We start from the raw sequence: 17,689 nt of genomic DNA on the forward strand, positions 1-17,689 counted from the left end.
GATGTCACAAGAGAGATATTTGCAAATCAAAAAAGAGCATCAAGTTCGTAAGTTTGTGGGGCGTTTCCTCTTCATTCTTCTCGCTATCCTCGATGTTCTACTGGTATCAAGTCATTCCAATTATGTCCCGCTTATAACGGTGGCTATGGTAACGATTGTGCCTTTTAATCATTTTCTACTTGGTCCTCTTAGGAGACAGAAAAAAGCTATAGAAAAAGAGCATCCAGAATGGAAAATACTCAGTACAAAGGGAGTAAAGGTTCCCTCGGCTGAAGCAAATAAAAGAACCTTGGCTGGTATTGGGATCTTGATAGCCTTGCTGTTGTCTTTTGGGCTATTCTATAAACCTGTGAAACAGCCGAACGACCAAGTAAACAAGCCACCTAAGGTTGATTCTAAAACGCCTGAAACGTCCAAGCCTTCTGAGTCTGAGTCGTCCAGTTCCTCAGAGTCGAAATCCTCGTCTTCGACTGAACAAAGTTCTAAAACCGAAAATTCAGGAACAAAACCGTCAAAAAGCGAGTCCAATAATCCCTATTACCAGATTCCAGGACTTACTGACGAACAGGTGAGAGATATCATATCGAAATCTGTGAAAGATTTAAGAGAAAAACAGTCAAAAGAAAAATCCGAAGAGTAGACTCCAGGGCTTCGATGTCTTTTCTGGATGAGTTAGTTTTGAGATTTTACTGTATAGAATAACAGGAGGAGTTCATATGACTAAAGAAGTGATTGGTTTGATAGTTGGAACAATCGTCATCTTCCTATCTTTTGTATTTGTGTGTGGGACCTTTCTTTTCCTCTATCTTCGGGATCAGAAGTTGGTCCGCCTTGCCAAGTCATCCGTTCCTGGAACGGTTATCGGCTATAGCCGTTTTCGTGAGGGGTATCCACCTATCGTCGAATACACGGTGGATGGGATTGCTTATAAGAAAACCTTGCAGTATTTTATGTTCAAAACGGTCACAATTCCGTGGGGGACTACTAAATTTTTAAAGGACTATACAAGAGAAGATATGCTAGCGCCTTCAATCACTCGCTACAGTAACTCCTTTGTTTCCTTCAAACGCTTGATGCAGACCCATTTCCCCCTTCATTCGGAGCTGACGGTCTGGTATGATCCAGACAAGCCGGCCAGGGCCTATGTCGAACGTTACAGTGGAATGGACAAGTTTTACAAGTGGTTTGGTATCGGATTTGGGCTGGCTCTAGTTCTAGTCTATGGGATAGTGATCCTAGCCTTTTTGTCCAAGATATAAGGCATAACTAATCGGAAACTTGATTTCCCAATCGTACTTCAAGGAGAACAGCCTTAGTTCTCCTTTTTCCTGTTCAGCAGATTTTTCTATCCAATCCAGAGAAAAGCTTGCCTCCTATAAAGACAGATAGGATGAGAATTTTGACAAAGAACCGTATTCGAGATATAATGAAGAAAAAGTGACCAAGGATAAATCAATGACAAACTCAAAGTATATAACACGCCTGAAACGTTCAGAGGGCCAGTTGCGTGGGATTCAAAAGATGATCGATGAAGATCGTGACTGCGCAGATATCATTACTCAGTTGACAGCAGTTCGCTCCAGTGTTGAGCGCGTGATTGAGATGATGATTACGGAAAATCTCACCGCCTGCATCAACCAACCACTAGATGATCCCGAGGCTCAAAAGGAACGCCTAGAAAAGGCCATCCGCTACTTGATTAAACGGAAATGAACTAATTTTTTGAGACGATAGTTGCAAAGGTATATCTAACTATTAATAGAATAGTTTAATTTGAATCAAAAGAGGCTGGGTAAAAAGTCTTTAAAATTAAAAAACGCATACTATCAGGTGTTGAAAAACCTTGATAGTATGCGTTTTATTGTGGGGAGATTTATACTCTTCGAAAATCAAATTCAAACCACGTCAGCTTCACCTCCGTACTCAAGTACAGTCTGCAGCTAGCTTCCTAGTTTGCACTTTGATTTTCATTGAGTATTACTTCATTTTCTCCTGAAATTGAGTTGTTGCTCAGCTTCTTTTGCTTATTTTACTTGACCGGGCCAAGCATTCATACCACCTTCTACGTTGATAACGGTGAGGCCTTGGGCACTGAGAAATTGACAGGCAGATGCAGAACGTACTCCACCTTGACAGATAACATGGTATGCATGGTCAGGCTTGAGTTCTTTGTAGCCTTGTTCCAAGGTGCTTAAAGGCAGATTTCTTGCACCTGGTGCATGTCCTGCTTGGAATTCATGTACTTCACGAACATCGATAAGATCTAGATTTTCATTTTGATATTTTTCATAAAAGTCAGCCATGCTGATATTAGTTACCATATTCGACTCCTTCTGGTTTAGCCATTTTGTATAGTGAATAAGCGCCGTCAAGGTTTTGGACGGTAAATCCTGCTTGTTTGAGGATACGCTCTGCGATATAGCTACGCAAACCGCTGTGGCAGCTAACGATGTAGGCTTGGTTCTTATCCAGTTCGTCCAAGCGTTCCCGTAGTTCGTTTAGGGGGATGTGGATGGTATCGACTCTGAGTCGACCACTCTGGAATTCGCCACTTGTCCGTACATCTAAGAATTTCTTGCCCTTAGCCAGTTCGTCTTCGAGCTGGTACCATTGGATATTGTCGCTGAGACCTTCGATAAGGTTCAAGGCTGCGTAGCCCAGTATATTGACGGGATCCTTGGCAGAGCCAAATGGTGGTGCATAGGTGAACTCCAATTCTGGTAAGTCAAAGACGGTGAGATTTCCCTTGATAGCAGTTGCCAGGATATCGATTCGCTTGTCAACGCCTTTCTTCCCAACTCCTTGAGCACCGTAGATTTTTCCAGTGGTCGGGTCAAAGAGGAGTTTCAAGGTGAGATCAGTAGCGCCAGGATAATAACCAGCGTGGTCTTTCCCACTGACATGAAGCGCCTTGTAAGGGAGTTGATTCATGCGAAGGATGCGTTCGCTGAGACCAGTCGAAGCGGCTGTCATATCAAAGGCACGAACGATAGCAGTGCCGATGCTGCCCTTGTTTGTACGACCGAGTCCTGCTATGACGTCCGCCACTTGGCGTCCTTGCCGATTGGCAGGAGAAGCGAGAGAGATGAGGGCATCTTGGCCTGTAATCTCTTGCTTGACGACGATGGCATCCCCGACTGCAAAGATATCTTTTTGACTGGTTTCGTAGTGTTCGTCGACTAAGATACCGCCACGTAGTCCCAGTTCAATCCCCGCAACTTTAGCTAGTTCATTTTCAGGTTCAACACCGACAGAAAGGATGGTGAGGTCAGAAGTGATCTTTTGACCGTTTTCGAGAACGATGACTTTTCCCTGGTCTTCAAATCGAGTCGCAGACTGGGAAGTGATAACGCGGATGCCGTTTTTGACCAATTCTGCTTGGACAAAGGCCGCCATTTCTTGATCTAATGGTGGCAAGACATGTGGTGCTTTCTCCACGATGGTGACTTGCAAGCCCCGTTTCGCCAGATTTTCAGCCATTTCAAGCCCGATAAAGCCTGCACCGATGACGACAGCTTCTTTTGGATGATTGTCCAAGGCCGCCATAATATCGTCGAGATCGGGAACATTGCGGAGCGTGTAGGCGTTCTTAGCTTCTGCCAAACCTTCAATGGCAGGAACAAACGGTTTAGCTCCTGGAGAGAGGATCAGCTTGTCGTAGCTTTCCGTGAATTCCTGTTCATCGTGTCGCACCGTCACAGTGTGTTCTTCTGGCGAAATCTGGATAACCTCGTGAAATGGCCGCACATCGAGATTAAAGCGTGCCCTGAGACTTTCAGGAGTTTGGACCAATAAACTATCACGGTTTGCAATTTCTCCTGAAACATAGTAAGGAAGTCCGCAGTTTGCAAAGGAAACAAAGGGACCTTTCTCAAAAATAGTGATTTCAGCGTCTTCCATGAGACGTCTGAGGCGGGTTGCTGCTGACATACCGCCTGCAACTCCTCCGACAATGATAATTTTCATTGACTTTCTCCTTTATACTTCTAGATGACCTTGCCTGTCCAAGCGCTCATACCGCCTCGGACATTGATGACATCGTAGCCTTTTTTCTTAAGCTTTTTAGCGGCTAGTTTGCTTCGCACACCAGAATGACAAATGACATAAAGTGTTTCTTTTGTCGCAGGTGTGTAGGAACCGATTTCGGTTAGAGGGACATTCTTGGCATTTTTGATATGACCTCTGTGAAATTCCGTAGGCGTCCGAACATCCAGTAGCTGAATCGGTTCTCTGAGTTTAGCTTCTAACTCGCTGGTAGAAATACTGTCAATTTTTGTAAATAAGTGAAACATAGGCACCTCCAAATATACCCTTATGGGGTATATTAAACCATGAAGTCAACATTTTGTCAAGCAAGTTGTTTTGACTTGGGAGGGAATTAGTTTCGAGAGTCCAGAAAGCAGGCTATTCTTGACCTTTCAAAGGCTTTTTGATATGATGGGTCCAAAGTAAGTGTGAGGTGATGAGATGGCTAGCGAATACCAGAAAATGATAGCAGGGGACCCCTATCATCCATTTGACCCAGAGTTACGGGCCTTGGCTCAGACAGCACGTCAGAAACAGGCTGCCTTTAACAAGGAAGAAGATCCCTTGAAGGGAGCGGATATTATCAAGACTTGGTTTGGCTCAACTGGGCAAAATCTCTATGTCAATCCACGCTTGGTGGTCGATTATGGGGTCAATATCCATCTAGGGGAAAATTTTTATTCTAATTGGAACTTGACCATGCTGGATGTTTGTCAGATTCGCATCGGAGACAACGCTATGCTTGGTCCCAACTGTCAGTTTTTAACTCCCCTCCATCCACTAGATCCGGATGAACGTAATTCAGGTGTCGAATACGGCAAGCCCATCATCATCGGAGACAATTTCTGGGCTGGAGGTGGCGTCATTGTCCTTCCTGGGGTGACACTGGGTAATAATGTCGTCGCTGGAGCAGGGGCCGTGATTACCAAGTCCTTTGGAGACAATGTCGTCCTAGCTGGCAATCCTGCACGTGTTATCAAGGAAATTCCTGTAAAAGAAAATTAAAAAGAACAGCTAGGGCTGTTCTTTTTATGAACTCTAATCTTATAAATTTTTCTTCTTTTTTGCTTTCTTGGTCAAGGAAACATCGCACTGAGGGATGTTGGTTTTAAAAATCTATTAAAGGTAGTCTAGAGTTCAAAAATTGTTTTAGCAGCCCTTTCTAAAAAATTACTAGGCGAAATCTAATCCAAACTGAATTTAAGGAAACTTTCAGAAAAGTTTTAGTTTTGTTTCAGGAATCTTCAGTAGACTGTCTAGCTATATCATACGAAGGAGAGGAAAAAGGTATGAAATCAAAAAAATGGACCCTACTCGCAACGAGTTTAACGGCAATGGTGCTGATGGCAGCATGTGCCCAGTCAACAACTACATCCACTACCAATGAAACGACAAATAGTGCCACAACAACTTCAACAAAGACAAATCAATCATCCTATTTTACAGAGAAGGACTATGATACTTCTTATGATGAAAGCACAGCTTCTAAGATTGAGCTATCTGGCTCATCTGCAAACGTCTCTGGAGATGGCGTGACAGTTTCTGGCTCAACAGTGACCATCACAAAATCTGGCACCTATGTAATTTCAGGTCAGTCTGACGGAGTTCAGATCAAGGTCGAGGCAGATAAGTCAGCAGATGTTCACCTAGTCCTAAAAGGTGCAACCATGACCAATACCAATGCAGCGATATCTGCGACATCAGTCGGCCACGTCTACCTGACTCTGGCAGAAGGAACCACCAACAGTCTCTCTGACTCAAGCTCGAACAGTGACGAAAAAGCCGACGCAGCTCTCTTTTCTAAGGTGGATTTAACCATCAACGGGAAAGGAACTCTTAATGTAGAAGGAAAGAAAAATAATGGTATTAAGGCCAACGACACCCTCCACATCACTGGTGGAACCTATAACATCACAGCAGTTGGCGATGCCTTTAATGTCAATGATGAGCTCAACATCACTGGTACGACCATGATCATTGATGCTAAAGAAGACGGAGTCAAGGTGGATAATGATGAGGATACTTCAGTCGGAACCATGTACCTATCTAATAACAACATCACCGTTACAGCAGGAGATGATGGCATCCACGCTTCTGGAGACCTCGTCATCGATAGTGGGACCTACACCGTCAAGAATTCGACAGAAGGACTTGAAGGTAAGTCCATCACTATCAACGGTGGGGACATTACCATCTATTCGACAGATGATGGAGTCAATGCAGCTAATAAAAACGCCCAACAAAGTGAGATTTTCTTTACCATGAACGGTGGTAACCTGACAGTAGAAGTTGGTCAAGGGGATACAGACCCAATTGACTCAAACGGCAATATCACGGTCACAGGCGGAACCATTAAAATGACTGGTCAGACAGGTTTTGACTTTGATGGAACTGCGACCTACACAGGTGGAGATATCTACCTCAACGGCGAAAAACAAACGGAAATCGTCAACTCTATGTCTGGAGGCGGTGGACCAAATGGAGGCCCTCAAGGAAATGGTGGTCCTGGCGGTCCAGCCCCTGGTGGACAAGGATAAATAAAAAAGGATAGCATTCTAAGAGCAATGTTATCCTTTTTGTATCGTAGATTCATATTTTATGAGTGGTTTTATAATCGTAGCTTTCAAAGGCTAAATTGTTAAGTCTCCCGTTTTTGTTTACTTAAATTTCTTGAATTTTAAGAGAGTATTGAGTAGTTTTCCCCTAAATGTTTTGTTTTGATAGGCGATTGCGAGGGAATTGAAAAATTCAACTGCTAGGTGTTCGTGGTGACCGAGTACCATCTCGCTTGGAGCTGCTTCTGGGGAAAAGACACCTAATTTGATGCGAAGTCTACCTTTTTTCATCTTGAACTGGTGCATGCCATACATCTTGATATCAAGGCTTGGATCGGGCATGAGAGTAGCAGTATCACCTGCCATAGAAATTTTTGTATCAGCATCAGGAATGACTGGTTTTTCAGCATCTAGACTGATAAAGATTTTTTGATAAGTTGGTTGTCCGTACTCTCCAATCAACTTCATCACTTCCTGTCCACCGTGCACCCCAGCAAATACAAAATGTTCAGGGTGAACTTTAGAAGGGAGCGCTTCGTCGCCATTTGAGAGAGTTGTTCTAGACTTGTTTGCTTGTTTTCAAAACGCTGCGTCAGAAGTGTCTCAAAGAGTTGCAATTCTCGGTCAATCAGTTGCTCTGCCAAGTCATACTTGTCTAGGTAGTGTGCATAAAAGGTCCCTTTGCTGATGAGGCACTCCTTTATAAGGAGAGTTGTGGTCAGCTTTTCAAATGGCATCTCAGCTAACATTCTTAAAAAAGTAGCTTCGATTCGTTGTTTGGTTTTGATGACACGGGCATCGGTCTTGTTTTCTTTCATAGAAATACTATATCATAAGATTTATGCTCATTTTACCATAAAAGTATCTATTCATGTACAAGTGTAGGAGTTTTAGTCTGTTTAGAACAACTCCCAATTAGGTCTTGAAAATTTCTTAGTCTGTTTCATATAAAAATGAGTAAAATGAATTTCCATCGCCAAGGTCATTAGAGTTGCGATAGCAATGACGATGGTAGGATTGGCTGAGAAAAGCAGGGGAAGAATAGGCCTTTGAAAAGTGGACAGGAAAGACCATTTCAGAGTATCGAGAAGAGATTTAGAAACAGCTCTAAAAGCAATAGCTATCCATTATAAGCATCAGATAATAATATCTGGTGCTTTATTTTTAAAAAAATTCAGATTTTTTCTTGACAAGTGAGTGACCACTCACTATAATGGGTTTATATTTAGTAAGTGATCAATCACTCACCAAGGAGAAAGTAAATGAAAACATTACTACATTTACAAGATTTAGTAAAATCTTTTGACCATCAAATAGTTCTGAATCATGTCAGCTTTGAATTGCAGACAGGAGAAATTATAGGATTAATTGGTCCGTCTGGTGCTGGTAAATCAACTATGATTAAGACTACGTTAGGAATGGAAAAGGCTGATGGAGGCGTAGCTTTAGTGTTAAATCACACTATGCCCAATCGCCATATTTTAGGAGATATTGGTTATATGGCCCAGTCAGATGCCTTATATGAGGCTTTGTCAGGTCAAGAAAATCTAGAATTTTTTGGTCAGCTAAAAGGGCTATCCAAAAGAGATCTGACAGCTGAAATTGCCCATGTGGCTCAAGTTGTAGATCTGACAGAGCATTTGAATAAAACGGTATCCGGTTATTCTGGAGGAATGAAGCGACGCTTGTCTTTAGCCATCGCGCTTCTGGGGAATCCTCAGCTCTTGATTTTGGACGAACCGACAGTTGGAATCGACCCTTCTCTTCGAAAGAAAATCTGGAAAGAATTATTCGCGTTTAGAGACAATGGGGTTGGGATATTAGTTACTACCCATGTTATGGATGAAGCAGAGTTGACGGATAAGGTCGGCTTATTATTAGGCGGAAAAATCATTGCTTTTGATACACCGCAACACTTAAAAGAAAGTTATCAAGTTTCAAGTATTGAAGAAGTATTTTTAAAAGCAGAAGGTGAGTAAAATGAGAACCATTGCTATTGCTAAAAAAGTTATCAAAGAATTGCTTCGTGACAAACGAACTCTAGCCCTGATGTTTATAGCACCTGTTTTTATCATGTGGTTGATGAACCTCATGTTTTCAGCTAGTACAACCGTGAATGTCAAGTTAGCAACACAGGATCTACCAACTGGTTTGGTAACGAAAATGGATGAGCTCGATCATGTGGACGTCGAGACTTATCAAGACTTAGATCAAGCCAAAGAAGCGCTAGCAAATGAAAAAGTCGATGCTGTGATTTCTTATAAAAACGGTGAGTACCAGGTCGACTACGCAAACACAGACGCCTCCAAAACATCTATGATACGACAAGTGTTACGGACAAGTATCGCCAGTGAAGGCACCGATCAGTTAGTATCTCGTGTTAAACAAGCTCTTCCACAATTGGACTCGGACGCAAAAACACCAGAAATCAAGGAGTCTTACCAGTATGGAGATGAAAATACAAGCTTCTTTACCAGTATGATTCCGGTTTTGATAGGTTTTGTAGTTTTCTTCTTTGTCTTTTTGATTTCAGGTATGGCGCTTTTGAAAGAGCGCACCAGTGGAACACTAGAACGTTTGTTAGCAACACCAGTGAAACGATCTGAAATCGTCTATGGCTATATGTTGTCTTACGGTATTATTGCGATTTTTCAAACGGCAGTTGTCGTTTTAGCAGCAATTTGGCTACTAGATGTAGAAGTTGTAGGAAGTATTTTAAATGTTATAATAGTTAATGTGGTACTGGCTCTTGTAGCACTAGCTTTTGGAATTCTCTTGTCTACTCTAGCAAAATCAGAATTCCAAATGATGCAATTTATTCCTCTCGTGATTATGCCCCAACTTTTTTTCTCAGGAATTATTCCATTGTCATCCATGGGAGAATGGGCTCCAACTGTGGGGAAATTTTTGCCATTAACCTATTCTGGTGATGCAATAAGCCAGATTATTCTTTACGGACACAATCTTGGTGATATTTTGCCAAATCTTGGTGTTTTAATGATTTTCTTGATTATTTTAACAATTCTTAATATTGTTGGATTGCGTCGTTATCGTAAAGTTTAGAAATCAATATAAATAATGCTAAAAAGGTGTGAAGATTAGATGGATAAGACTGTTTTTGAATCGTTTGAAGATTACTTAGAAGAAGCGAATTACCCTCAAGGAAAGAAAAAAATCATGCAGGCAGCAGTGGATCTCATATCAACCAGGAGTTACCATGGGACCTCAACTCTTCACATAGCTGAGCGTGCTGGACTAAGCCAGGCAACTTTGTTTAAGTATTTTAAGACGAAGGATGATCTACTGACGGCTATTTTACATCCTGTAGTCCCAGGCATTTTCGGTAGTTTTTTTGAGGAACTCTTAGCTTTTGAAACGACAGAAGAGAGGGTTCGTTATCTCGTCCACAATCGTATGAGCTATCTCAAAAAAAATCGTGCTTTGATGAAAATCATTCTGCAAGAGAGTTTTTCAAATAAAAAACTAAAAAATGAACAGATTTTTATCTGGAATGCTATTCAAGATAAACTTCGAGTGCTTCATAAGGAATTGCTAGCAGATCCACGTGTAAATCCAGAGTTAACGATTCCTCAAATGGTTCGTATTGGTGTTGGTCCATTGTTGGCTTACTTCGCTCAGCTTTATATCGTTAGCGACAATGGAGAAATAAAAGAGGAAGACTTAGACTTATTAGAAAAACAGATTTTAGGTGGTTTGTGGAAATAAGGGAGTTCTAGAAGAACTAAGGTTTATTTACTTAACTTTCAAACAAGCTAAAAAAGACATGTTCTGCTTATTTCAGATTCATGTCTTTTTGTTATTGGATTTGATATGTTTTTATAAGTCCTCAATCACTTTGCCAAAACAGAAGCCGACTTCTCCAGCGGTGCAACGATTTCTCAAGTGTATAGAAGAGGAGATTTCTGGATTGCTAAAGTCGACTCCTTGACACTCCGTCAGCTTTTGATACAATAGTACAAAATTAGAGGAGGTGAGCTATGATTCAGAAGCATGCGATTCCCATTTTGGAGTTTGATGACAATCCCCAGGCGGTCCTTATGCCAACACATGAGGGCTTGGATTTAAAGTTACCAAAGAAGTGTATCTATGCGTTTTTGGAGGAGGAGGTTGACCGCTATGCTAAGGAAGTAGGGGCGGACTGTGTTGGTGAGTTCGTTTCGGCCACCAAGACTTATCCAGTCTATGTCCTCAACTACAAGGGCGAGGAGATCTGTCTGGCCCAGGCGCCCGTGGGCTCTGCCCCAGCGGCCCAGTTTATGGATTGGTTAATTGGCTATGGTGTGGAGCAAATCATCTCTACTGGTACCTGTGGCGTCCTAGCCGATATAGAGGAGAATGCCTTTCTCATCCCTATTTGCGCTCTGCGAGATGAGGGGACTAGCTACCATTATGTAGCATCTTCTCGTTATATGGAGATACAGATTGAGGCTATCTCTGCCATTGAGCAAGTCTTGGAACAAAGAGGCATTCCTTATGAGGAAGTTATGACCTGGACGACAGATGGTTTTTACCGAGAGACGACTGAAAAGGTTGCCTATCGCAAGGAAGAAGGCTGTGATGTTGTGGAGATGGAGTGCTCTGCTCTTGCGGCAGTAGCTCAGTTACGTAGGGTTGTCTGGGGAGAACTGCTCTTTACTGCAGATTCCTTGGCGGATCTAGATAACTACGACAGTCGTGACTGGGGTTCAGAAGCTTTTGATAAGGCGCTTGAACTCTGTCTTGCTATTGTGCACCACATGTGAGTACTCTTACTGTTTTTATGGTACAATGTAGCTATGGTATTCAAATCATTTTTTGAAAAAATAAAGACGACGCTAGTTCGATTATCACCAGCTCGTCGCATCTTTTTAAGTTTTGCCCTAGTAATCTTCTTGGGTTCTCTCCTTTTAAGCCTACCCTTGGTTCAAGCAGCAACATCACAAGCGACCTACTTTGACCATCTCTTTACGACTGTGTCCATGGTCTGTGTGACAGGGCTCTTCACCCAGCCGGTGGCCTCTACTTACAATATCTGGGGCCAGTTGATTTGCATGCTGTTGATCCAGATCGGTGGATTGGGGCTTATGACCTTTATTGGAATCTTTTATATCCAAGGGAAACAAAAGCTCAGTCTTCGTAGCCGTGAGACTATTCAAGAAAGTTTTAGTTATGGGGAAACCCAGTCCTTAAGGGACTTCATCCGCTCGATCTTTTTGACGACTTTTCTGGTAGAAGGGCTCGGTGCCTTTCTCCTGAGTTTCCGCTTCATTCCTGAATTTGGCTGGGGTCGAGGGATGTTAACCTCTATCTTTTTGGCTGTTTCCGCTTTCTGTAATGCTGGATTTGATAATTTTGGAAGTACGAGTTTGGTAGCCTTTCAAACGGATCCCTTGATCAATCTAGTGATTGCAGGTTTGATTATCACGGGGGGGCTAGGATTTATGGTCTGGTTTGACCTAGCGACCCAGTTTGGGAAAAAGAAAAAACGGCGCCTACGTTTCCATACCAAGTTGGTTCTCTTTTTAACAGCGGGGATTTTGCTCTTTGGAACAGTATCGACTCTCTTAATTGAGTGGAGTAATCCTGGGACGATTGGAAATCTCAGCGCTCCAGAGAAACTGCTGGTCAGTTTCTTTCAGACTGTCAGCATGAGAACGGCAGGTTTTGCCTCTATTGACTACACCCAGGCTCGACCAGTTACCTTACTGATCTACATTTTGCAGATGTTTCTGGGCGGGGCACCTGGAGGGACAGCAGGGGGACTCAAGATTACGACCTTCTTTGTCTTGTTGGTCTTTGCTCGTAGTGAACTATTGGGCTTGCCTCATGCCAATGTGGCTCGGAGAACTATTGAACCTCGAACCGTGCAAAAATCTTTCAGTGTCTTTATTATCTTCTTGCTGACTTTCTTACTGGGCTTGATTTTACTAGGGATAACAGCAGAAGGAAATCCGCGCTTTATCTATCTCATGTTTGAGACCATTTCAGCACTTGCTACTGTTGGGGTAACGGCAAATTTAACACCAGAGTTAGGTAAGTTAGCCCTTAGTATCGTTATGTTGCTGATGTTTATTGGCCGTATTGGCCCCTTGACACTACTGGTCAGCTTAGCAGAATATAAGCCAGACAAGAAAGATTTGATTCACTATATGAAAGCAGATATCACTATCGGATAAGAAAGGAAAAACGATGTCAGATCGGACAATTGGAATTTTAGGTTTGGGAATTTTTGGGAGTAGTGTTTTGGCTGCTCTTGCCAAGCATCATATGAATATCATTGCTATTGATGACCACGAGGAGCGCATTAATCAATTTGAACCCGTGCTGGCGCGTGGGGTTGTTGGAGATATCACGGATGAAGAACTCCTTCTATCAGCTGGAATTGACACCTGCGATACCGTGGTTGTCGCAACGGGGGAAAATCTAGAATCCAGTGTTCTTGCAGTCATGCACTGTAAAAGTCTAGGGGTGCCGACCGTCATTGCCAAGGTAAAAAGTCACATGGCCAAAAAGGTACTGGAGAAAATTGGTGCGGACTCGGTCATCTCACCGGAATTTGAAATGGGACGTTCGTTAGCGCAGAGAATTCTCTTTCATAACAGCGTAGATGTCTTTCAGTTGGACAAGAATGTTTCAATTGTCGAGATGAGAATCCCCCAATCTTGGGGGGGGAAAAGCCTTAGCCAGCTAGATTTACGTGGGCGATACAATCTCAATGTACTTGGATTTCGTGACTATGAAAATTCTCCTCTAGATGTTCAATTCGGTCCCGATGACCTTTTACGGTCAGGCGCCTATATCATGGCGGTGATTAATAACCAACATTTGGATACTCTAACAGAGCTTAGTGAGTAGGAGAGGAAGGGTTGTTTTCTTCCTCAATGATTAATGAATCAATATAAGTATTTTATAAGAGGGATTTAAGAAAAATTTTAACTTTTTCTTAATCCTTTTTAATTTTAGGAGATTATACTAGAGCCATCAAATAAAAAGCTCTAAGGAGAATCCTATGAAATTCAATCCAAATCAGAGATATACTCGTTGGTCTATTCGCCGTCTCAGTGTCGGTGTTGCTTCAGTTGTTGTAGCCAGTGGCTTCTTTGTCCTAGTTGGTCAACCAAGTTCTGCGCGTGCTGATGTCGTCAATCCAACTCCTGCCCAAGTCGTGCCAGACGCAACTTCGGTGAGTGAAAAGAGCGACTTACCAGCAGAGGTTCTCAAAAAAGCAGTCGATGTAGCTCTTCCTTCAGAACGGTCTATTCCAACACCTAAAGCAAGTGTGGATACGACAAGCTCTTCAGAAAAAGCGGACGCAACTGCTAAAGAGCCGGTAGTAGCACCAAAAGAAGAAGTGCAAGCACAACCTGACTCTAAGAAACAAACAGAAGATGCAGTTAAACCTGTGGAAAGTCCTGAGTCTACAGTTTCTGGACAAGACCGTGAAGCCAGTGAAGCGCAACCAGCGACCACCCCAGCTGAAGTCCAAAAAGGTGTGGCTGACAATACTAAAGACACAGTAGATGTTCCGGCTAGCTACCTTGACAAAGCCAATTTCCCAGGTCCATTTACAGCTGGTGTCAACCAAGTCATTCCATATGAATTCTTCGCTGGAGACGGCATGTTAACTCGCCTGATCTTGAAAGCATCCGACAAGGCTCCATGGTCAGACAACGGTTCAGCTAAAAATCCTGCTCTTCCACCAGTAGAGAAATTGGGCAAAGGCCTTTACTTCTACGAAGTGGATTTAGCAGGCACCCAAGGTAAATCTGATAAAGAGCTGCTTGACTTGTTGAAACAAAACGGCACACATAGCTATAAAGCTACCATCAAAGTGTACGGTGCAAAAGACGGCAAGCCTGACTTAACTAATCTGGTAGCGACTAAAGATTTGACTGTTAATTTGAATGGCTTGACCACACCAGCTGAAGTGCAAAAAGGTGTGGCCGACAACACCAAAGATACAGTAGATGTCCCAGCTTCTTACTTGGATAGAGCTAATTTCCCAGGTCCATTTACAGCTGGTGTCAACCAAGTCATTCCATACGAAGCTTTTGGTGGAGATGGTATGTTGACTCGCCTCTTGTTAAAAGCCTCAGATAAAGCCCCATGGTCAGACAACGGTTCAGCTAAAAATCCTGCTCTCCCACCAGTAGAGAAATTGGGCAAAGGCCTTTACTTCTACGAAGTAGACTTGGCAGGCACCCAAGGAAAATCAGATAAAGAGTTGCTTGACCTCTTGAAACAAAATGGTACGCAAAGCTATAAAGCTACCATCAAGGTGTACGGTGCGAAAGATGGCAAGCCTGACTTAACTAATCTGGTAGCGACTAAAGATTTGACTGTTAATTTGAATGGCTTGACCACACCAAATCAGGTTAAAAAGTCTGTTGTTAACAATATCAAAGACATGATTGATGTTCCAGCTAGCTACCTTGATAAGGCTAAGGTTCCTGGACCTTTCTTGGCCGGTGTCAACCAAGTTATTCCATACGAAGCTTTTGGTGGAGATGGTATGTTGACTCGCCTCTTGTTAAAAGCTTCCGACAAAGCCCCATGGTCTGACAATGGAACAGCGAAGAACCCAGCGCTATTGCCACTTGAAGGCTTGGCTAAAGGCCAATATTTCTACGAAGTGGATTTGAATGGCAACACGACAGGCAAAGAAGGACAAGCCCTTCTAGACCAACTTCGTGCCAATGGCACTCACACTTACCAAGCTACTGTCAAAGTGTATGGTTCTAAAGATGGTAAACCTGATTTGACCAATCTTATCGCAACTCGTCAAGTAACGATTCAGCTTCGTGGAAAAGAAATGGCGTCAACACCATCTCAACAAGGTCAGATGAATACGAAGCCTTCTGAAACAGGCTCTACAGGTACGACTGAGGGTATGATGGGTACAAATCACCATATGTCAGATATGAAAGTAGATCAACCAGCTTCTAGCCCAATGGCTAATATGATGAAAAAAGATGATAAAGCGATGTTACCAAATACTGGGGAAGCTAAAACGGCTACAGCTGGCCTTGGTATCTTTGGTCTAGCCTTGGCAGGTCTTGTTGGACTTTTGGGTTTGACAACCAAACGAGAAGATTAAGATTCAAATCATTTAAACATTAGAGAAAATAGTGTTATACTAAAGCAAGTATAACACTGTTTTTATCGAAGGAGTGTCAGATGAAAAAGACAATTTTGCTGGTTGATGATGAAATAGATATTCTAGATATTCAACACCGCTATCTTATACAGGCGGGTTACGACGTTTTGGTCGCCCATGATGGCAAGGAGGGATTAGAGCTTTTCAGAAAAAAATCTATCGACCTCATTATCACAGATATCATGATGCCCAATATGGACGGGTATGATTTTATCAGTGAAGTTCAGTATATCGCTCCGGATCAACCCTTCCTCTTTACAACTGCTAAGACAAGCGAACAGGATAAGATTTATGGATTAAGTTTGGGGGCAGATGATTTTATAGTCAAACCCTTTAGCCCACGCGAATTGGTTTTAAGAGTGAATAATATCTTGCGTCGCCTTAGCCGTGGAGGAGAGACAGAACAGATCGAGTTTGGTGACTTAGTGATCAACCATGTGACTCATGAGGTTCGCATTGGGGAGCAACCTTTGGAATTGACAGTAAAATCCTTTGAACTTCTATGGATATTAGCCAGCAATCCCGAGAGAGTCTTTTCAAAGACGGAACTTTATGAGAAGGTATGGCAAGAGGACTATGTGGATGATACCAATACACTCAATGTTCATATCCATGCTTTGAGGCAAGAGTTGACCAAGTATACGAATTCAAATGCTCCTGCTATCAAAACTGTCTGGGGTTTGGGTTATAAGATGGAAAGACCAAGAGGTAGAACATGAAATTAAAAAACTATATTTTAGTGGGGTATCTAGTGTCGACTCTACTAACGATTTTGGTCGTTTTCTGGGCAGTCCAACGGATGTTGATCGAGAAAAGTGAAGTTTACTTTCTCGTTGGAATGACCTTGATTGCTAGTTTCATTGGCGCTGCAGTGAGCATCTTTCTTTTGTCGCCAGTGTTCTCTTCTCTGAAACATTTGAAAAAACAAGCTCAGGATATAGCAAGCAAGGATTTCAGCACAGAAATTGAAACCAAGGGACCATTAGAATTTCAAGAGCTGGGCCAGGCTTTTAATGACATGTCCCACAATTTGCAAGCCACCTTTCAATCACTTGATGAGAGCGAGCAAGAAAAGAGAATGATGATTGCGCAGCTCTCTCACGATATTAAAACTCCCATTACCTCCATTCAGGTTACTGTGGAGGGAATTCTAGATGGAGTGATTAAGGAAGAGGAGCGACTCCACTACTTAGCCACGATTGGTCGGCAAACCGAGCGTCTAAACAAGCTAGTGGAGGAATTGGATGTTCTGACTCTTAACACCCAACCTCAAGATACTGCTGATGAAGAAGTCGAAGAGGTCTTTTTAGATCAGCTGTTGATTGAGTCAATGAGTGAATTTCAACTCCAGATTGAACAAGAGGAGCGAGATGTTTACATTCAAGTATCACCTGAGTCGGCGAAAATCAAGAGCCATTCTGACAAACTTTCTCGCATTCTGGTCAATTTGTTAAACAATGCCTTTAAATATTCAGAACCAGGAACCAGAATCGAGGTTCTTGCCCAATTAACAGAACAAGAGCTGAGAATCAGTGTGAAAGACGAGGGTCAGGGAATCCTTCCTGAGGATTTGGAAAAGATCTTTAAACGACTTTATCGTGTAGAAACTTCGCGCAATATGAAGACAGGTGGACATGGATTAGGACTTGCGATTGCACGCGAACTAGCCCATCAGCTTGGTGGCGAAATCACAGCAGAAAGTCAATATGGCTTAGGAAGCAAATTTACATTCAGCCTCAATTTGAAATAAAGCTGTAAAATCCCTTTACATATCTAGCTTTTCATGGTATAATAGCCTTTGTGTGAAATAGCAGCAGGAAAGCATGAAGCTCGTCAACAGGTGTCTTATGATAAGTAACCTTGGCTGTTTAGGCGAAGGGCATCTGCACGAATCAGGGCTTTCTAAGTGACTATTTCCGCCAAATATTATTTATATCAGGAGGACATACAT

The 17,689-nt window shown here is 42.5% G+C and carries 18 protein-coding genes and 2 pseudogenes; 14 read left to right on the forward strand and 6 right to left on the reverse strand.

Annotation, left to right across the window (positions count from 1 at the left end; genetic code table 11):
- The first annotated feature begins 1 nt into the window (after nt 1).
- From HMPREF1518_RS01195 to HMPREF1518_RS01205, 3 genes are all read left to right on the forward strand, one after another.
- On the forward strand, nt 2-640 hold the full coding sequence (locus tag HMPREF1518_RS01195) for a hypothetical protein (RefSeq protein WP_007522613.1): 639 nt from the start codon (nt 2-4) through the stop codon (nt 638-640).
- 76 nt (nt 641-716) lie between these two features.
- Entirely contained in the window at nt 717-1,259 is a 543-nt protein-coding gene (locus HMPREF1518_RS01200) for a DUF3592 domain-containing protein (RefSeq protein WP_007522615.1), read from the forward strand.
- Between the two features lie 196 nt (nt 1,260-1,455).
- Nucleotides 1,456-1,713: a metal-sensitive transcriptional regulator gene (locus tag HMPREF1518_RS01205; protein WP_033583577.1), complete on the forward strand. Its 258-nt coding sequence runs from the start codon at nt 1,456-1,458 to the stop codon at nt 1,711-1,713.
- Between the two features lie 311 nt (nt 1,714-2,024).
- Here HMPREF1518_RS01205 and HMPREF1518_RS01210 read toward each other — a convergent pair whose 3' ends face one another.
- Genes HMPREF1518_RS01210 through HMPREF1518_RS01220 form a run of 3 tightly spaced genes read right to left on the reverse strand, consistent with a single transcriptional unit; the run spans nt 2,025 to nt 4,292 of the window.
- Nucleotides 2,025-2,321 (reverse strand): rhodanese-like domain-containing protein, encoded by a 297-nt coding sequence (locus HMPREF1518_RS01210; protein ID WP_033583579.1) that lies wholly within the window; start codon nt 2,319-2,321, stop codon nt 2,025-2,027.
- Nucleotides 2,311-3,966, reverse strand: coding sequence for an FAD-dependent oxidoreductase (locus HMPREF1518_RS01215; protein ID WP_033583581.1), 1,656 nt, complete (start codon nt 3,964-3,966; stop codon nt 2,311-2,313). Before HMPREF1518_RS01215 ends, HMPREF1518_RS01210 begins: the two co-directional genes overlap by 11 nt.
- 20 nt (nt 3,967-3,986) lie before the next feature.
- Nucleotides 3,987-4,292: a rhodanese-like domain-containing protein gene (locus HMPREF1518_RS01220; RefSeq protein WP_033583583.1), complete on the reverse strand. Its 306-nt coding sequence runs from the start codon at nt 4,290-4,292 to the stop codon at nt 3,987-3,989.
- Nucleotides 4,293-4,467: 175 nt separating this feature from the next.
- On the opposite strand from HMPREF1518_RS01220, the gene HMPREF1518_RS01225 reads away from it, so the two are divergent.
- Both HMPREF1518_RS01225 and HMPREF1518_RS01230 read left to right on the forward strand, forming a co-directional pair.
- A complete protein-coding gene (locus HMPREF1518_RS01225; protein WP_033583585.1) occupies nt 4,468-5,031 on the forward strand; it encodes a sugar O-acetyltransferase in 564 nt (187 codons plus the stop codon).
- Between the two features lie 284 nt (nt 5,032-5,315).
- Complete coding sequence (locus HMPREF1518_RS01230; protein ID WP_033583587.1) at nt 5,316-6,563, forward strand: carbohydrate-binding domain-containing protein; 1,248 nt, start codon at nt 5,316-5,318, stop codon at nt 6,561-6,563.
- Between the two features lie 120 nt (nt 6,564-6,683).
- Here HMPREF1518_RS01230 and HMPREF1518_RS10965 read toward each other — a convergent pair whose 3' ends face one another.
- From HMPREF1518_RS10965 to HMPREF1518_RS11070, 3 genes and pseudogenes are all read right to left on the reverse strand, one after another.
- Nucleotides 6,684-7,049, reverse strand: coding sequence for a hypothetical protein (locus HMPREF1518_RS10965; protein WP_231458931.1), 366 nt, complete (start codon nt 7,047-7,049; stop codon nt 6,684-6,686).
- 107 nt (nt 7,050-7,156) lie between these two features.
- A pseudogene (locus HMPREF1518_RS01240) lies at nt 7,157-7,399 on the reverse strand (TetR/AcrR family transcriptional regulator); the annotation flags it as partial.
- A gap of 81 nt (nt 7,400-7,480) precedes the next feature.
- A pseudogene (locus HMPREF1518_RS11070) lies at nt 7,481-7,615 on the reverse strand (low temperature requirement protein A); the annotation flags it as partial.
- Nucleotides 7,616-7,843: 228 nt separating this feature from the next.
- Between HMPREF1518_RS11070 and HMPREF1518_RS01245 the strand changes: the two are divergent.
- From HMPREF1518_RS01245 to HMPREF1518_RS01285, 9 genes are all read left to right on the forward strand, one after another.
- Nucleotides 7,844-8,560 (forward strand): ABC transporter ATP-binding protein, encoded by a 717-nt coding sequence (locus HMPREF1518_RS01245; RefSeq protein WP_033583589.1) that lies wholly within the window; start codon nt 7,844-7,846, stop codon nt 8,558-8,560.
- Nucleotide 8,561: 1 nt separating this feature from the next.
- Nucleotides 8,562-9,644: an ABC transporter permease gene (locus HMPREF1518_RS01250; RefSeq protein ID WP_033583591.1), complete on the forward strand. Its 1,083-nt coding sequence runs from the start codon at nt 8,562-8,564 to the stop codon at nt 9,642-9,644.
- A gap of 39 nt (nt 9,645-9,683) precedes the next feature.
- Complete coding sequence (locus tag HMPREF1518_RS01255) at nt 9,684-10,307, forward strand: TetR/AcrR family transcriptional regulator (RefSeq protein WP_033583593.1); 624 nt, start codon at nt 9,684-9,686, stop codon at nt 10,305-10,307.
- A gap of 272 nt (nt 10,308-10,579) precedes the next feature.
- Entirely contained in the window at nt 10,580-11,344 is a 765-nt protein-coding gene (locus HMPREF1518_RS01260; protein ID WP_033583595.1) for a nucleoside phosphorylase, read from the forward strand.
- Nucleotides 11,345-11,377: 33 nt separating this feature from the next.
- Nucleotides 11,378-12,757 (forward strand): TrkH family potassium uptake protein, encoded by a 1,380-nt coding sequence (locus tag HMPREF1518_RS01265; RefSeq protein ID WP_033583597.1) that lies wholly within the window; start codon nt 11,378-11,380, stop codon nt 12,755-12,757.
- Between the two features lie 13 nt (nt 12,758-12,770).
- On the forward strand, nt 12,771-13,436 hold the full coding sequence (locus tag HMPREF1518_RS01270; RefSeq protein ID WP_001283891.1) for a potassium channel family protein: 666 nt from the start codon (nt 12,771-12,773) through the stop codon (nt 13,434-13,436).
- A 154-nt stretch (nt 13,437-13,590) separates the two neighbouring features.
- Complete coding sequence (locus HMPREF1518_RS01275) at nt 13,591-15,678, forward strand: SSURE domain-containing protein (RefSeq protein ID WP_033583598.1); 2,088 nt, start codon at nt 13,591-13,593, stop codon at nt 15,676-15,678.
- An 80-nt stretch (nt 15,679-15,758) separates the two neighbouring features.
- On the forward strand, nt 15,759-16,457 hold the full coding sequence (locus tag HMPREF1518_RS01280; protein WP_033583600.1) for a response regulator transcription factor: 699 nt from the start codon (nt 15,759-15,761) through the stop codon (nt 16,455-16,457).
- Entirely contained in the window at nt 16,454-17,488 is a 1,035-nt protein-coding gene (locus HMPREF1518_RS01285) for a sensor histidine kinase (RefSeq protein WP_000769387.1), read from the forward strand. The genes HMPREF1518_RS01280 and HMPREF1518_RS01285 overlap by 4 nt, the downstream gene beginning before the upstream one ends.
- Nucleotides 17,489-17,689: the final 201 nt, after the last annotated feature.

Source organism: Streptococcus sp. SR1 (assembly GCF_000526075.1).
Taxonomy (GTDB): Bacteria; Bacillota; Bacilli; order Lactobacillales; family Streptococcaceae; genus Streptococcus; species Streptococcus halitosis.

What these genes read in the sequence shown, in the direction of transcription:
- HMPREF1518_RS01195 (WP_007522613.1), top strand. Translation starts at nt 2, where the DNA reads ATGTCACAAGAGAGATATTTGCAAATCAAAAAAGAGCATCAAGTTCGT.
- HMPREF1518_RS01210 (WP_033583579.1), bottom strand. Translation starts at nt 2,321, where the DNA reads ATGGTAACTAATATCAGCATGGCTGACTTTTATGAAAAATATCAAAAT.
- HMPREF1518_RS01230 (WP_033583587.1), top strand. Translation starts at nt 5,316, where the DNA reads ATGAAATCAAAAAAATGGACCCTACTCGCAACGAGTTTAACGGCAATG.
- HMPREF1518_RS01255 (WP_033583593.1), top strand. Translation starts at nt 9,684, where the DNA reads ATGGATAAGACTGTTTTTGAATCGTTTGAAGATTACTTAGAAGAAGCG.
- HMPREF1518_RS01280 (WP_033583600.1), top strand. Translation starts at nt 15,759, where the DNA reads ATGAAAAAGACAATTTTGCTGGTTGATGATGAAATAGATATTCTAGAT.
- HMPREF1518_RS01285 (WP_000769387.1), top strand. Translation starts at nt 16,454, where the DNA reads ATGAAATTAAAAAACTATATTTTAGTGGGGTATCTAGTGTCGACTCTA.
- HMPREF1518_RS01270 (WP_001283891.1), top strand. Translation starts at nt 12,771, where the DNA reads ATGTCAGATCGGACAATTGGAATTTTAGGTTTGGGAATTTTTGGGAGT.
- HMPREF1518_RS01205 (WP_033583577.1), top strand. Translation starts at nt 1,456, where the DNA reads ATGACAAACTCAAAGTATATAACACGCCTGAAACGTTCAGAGGGCCAG.
- HMPREF1518_RS01275 (WP_033583598.1), top strand. Translation starts at nt 13,591, where the DNA reads ATGAAATTCAATCCAAATCAGAGATATACTCGTTGGTCTATTCGCCGT.
- HMPREF1518_RS01245 (WP_033583589.1), top strand. Translation starts at nt 7,844, where the DNA reads ATGAAAACATTACTACATTTACAAGATTTAGTAAAATCTTTTGACCAT.
- HMPREF1518_RS01225 (WP_033583585.1), top strand. Translation starts at nt 4,468, where the DNA reads ATGGCTAGCGAATACCAGAAAATGATAGCAGGGGACCCCTATCATCCA.
- HMPREF1518_RS01260 (WP_033583595.1), top strand. Translation starts at nt 10,580, where the DNA reads ATGATTCAGAAGCATGCGATTCCCATTTTGGAGTTTGATGACAATCCC.
- HMPREF1518_RS01215 (WP_033583581.1), bottom strand. Translation starts at nt 3,966, where the DNA reads ATGAAAATTATCATTGTCGGAGGAGTTGCAGGCGGTATGTCAGCAGCA.
- HMPREF1518_RS01265 (WP_033583597.1), top strand. Translation starts at nt 11,378, where the DNA reads ATGGTATTCAAATCATTTTTTGAAAAAATAAAGACGACGCTAGTTCGA.
- HMPREF1518_RS10965 (WP_231458931.1), bottom strand. Translation starts at nt 7,049, where the DNA reads ATGAAGTTGATTGGAGAGTACGGACAACCAACTTATCAAAAAATCTTT.
- HMPREF1518_RS01200 (WP_007522615.1), top strand. Translation starts at nt 717, where the DNA reads ATGACTAAAGAAGTGATTGGTTTGATAGTTGGAACAATCGTCATCTTC.
- HMPREF1518_RS01250 (WP_033583591.1), top strand. Translation starts at nt 8,562, where the DNA reads ATGAGAACCATTGCTATTGCTAAAAAAGTTATCAAAGAATTGCTTCGT.
- HMPREF1518_RS01220 (WP_033583583.1), bottom strand. Translation starts at nt 4,292, where the DNA reads ATGTTTCACTTATTTACAAAAATTGACAGTATTTCTACCAGCGAGTTA.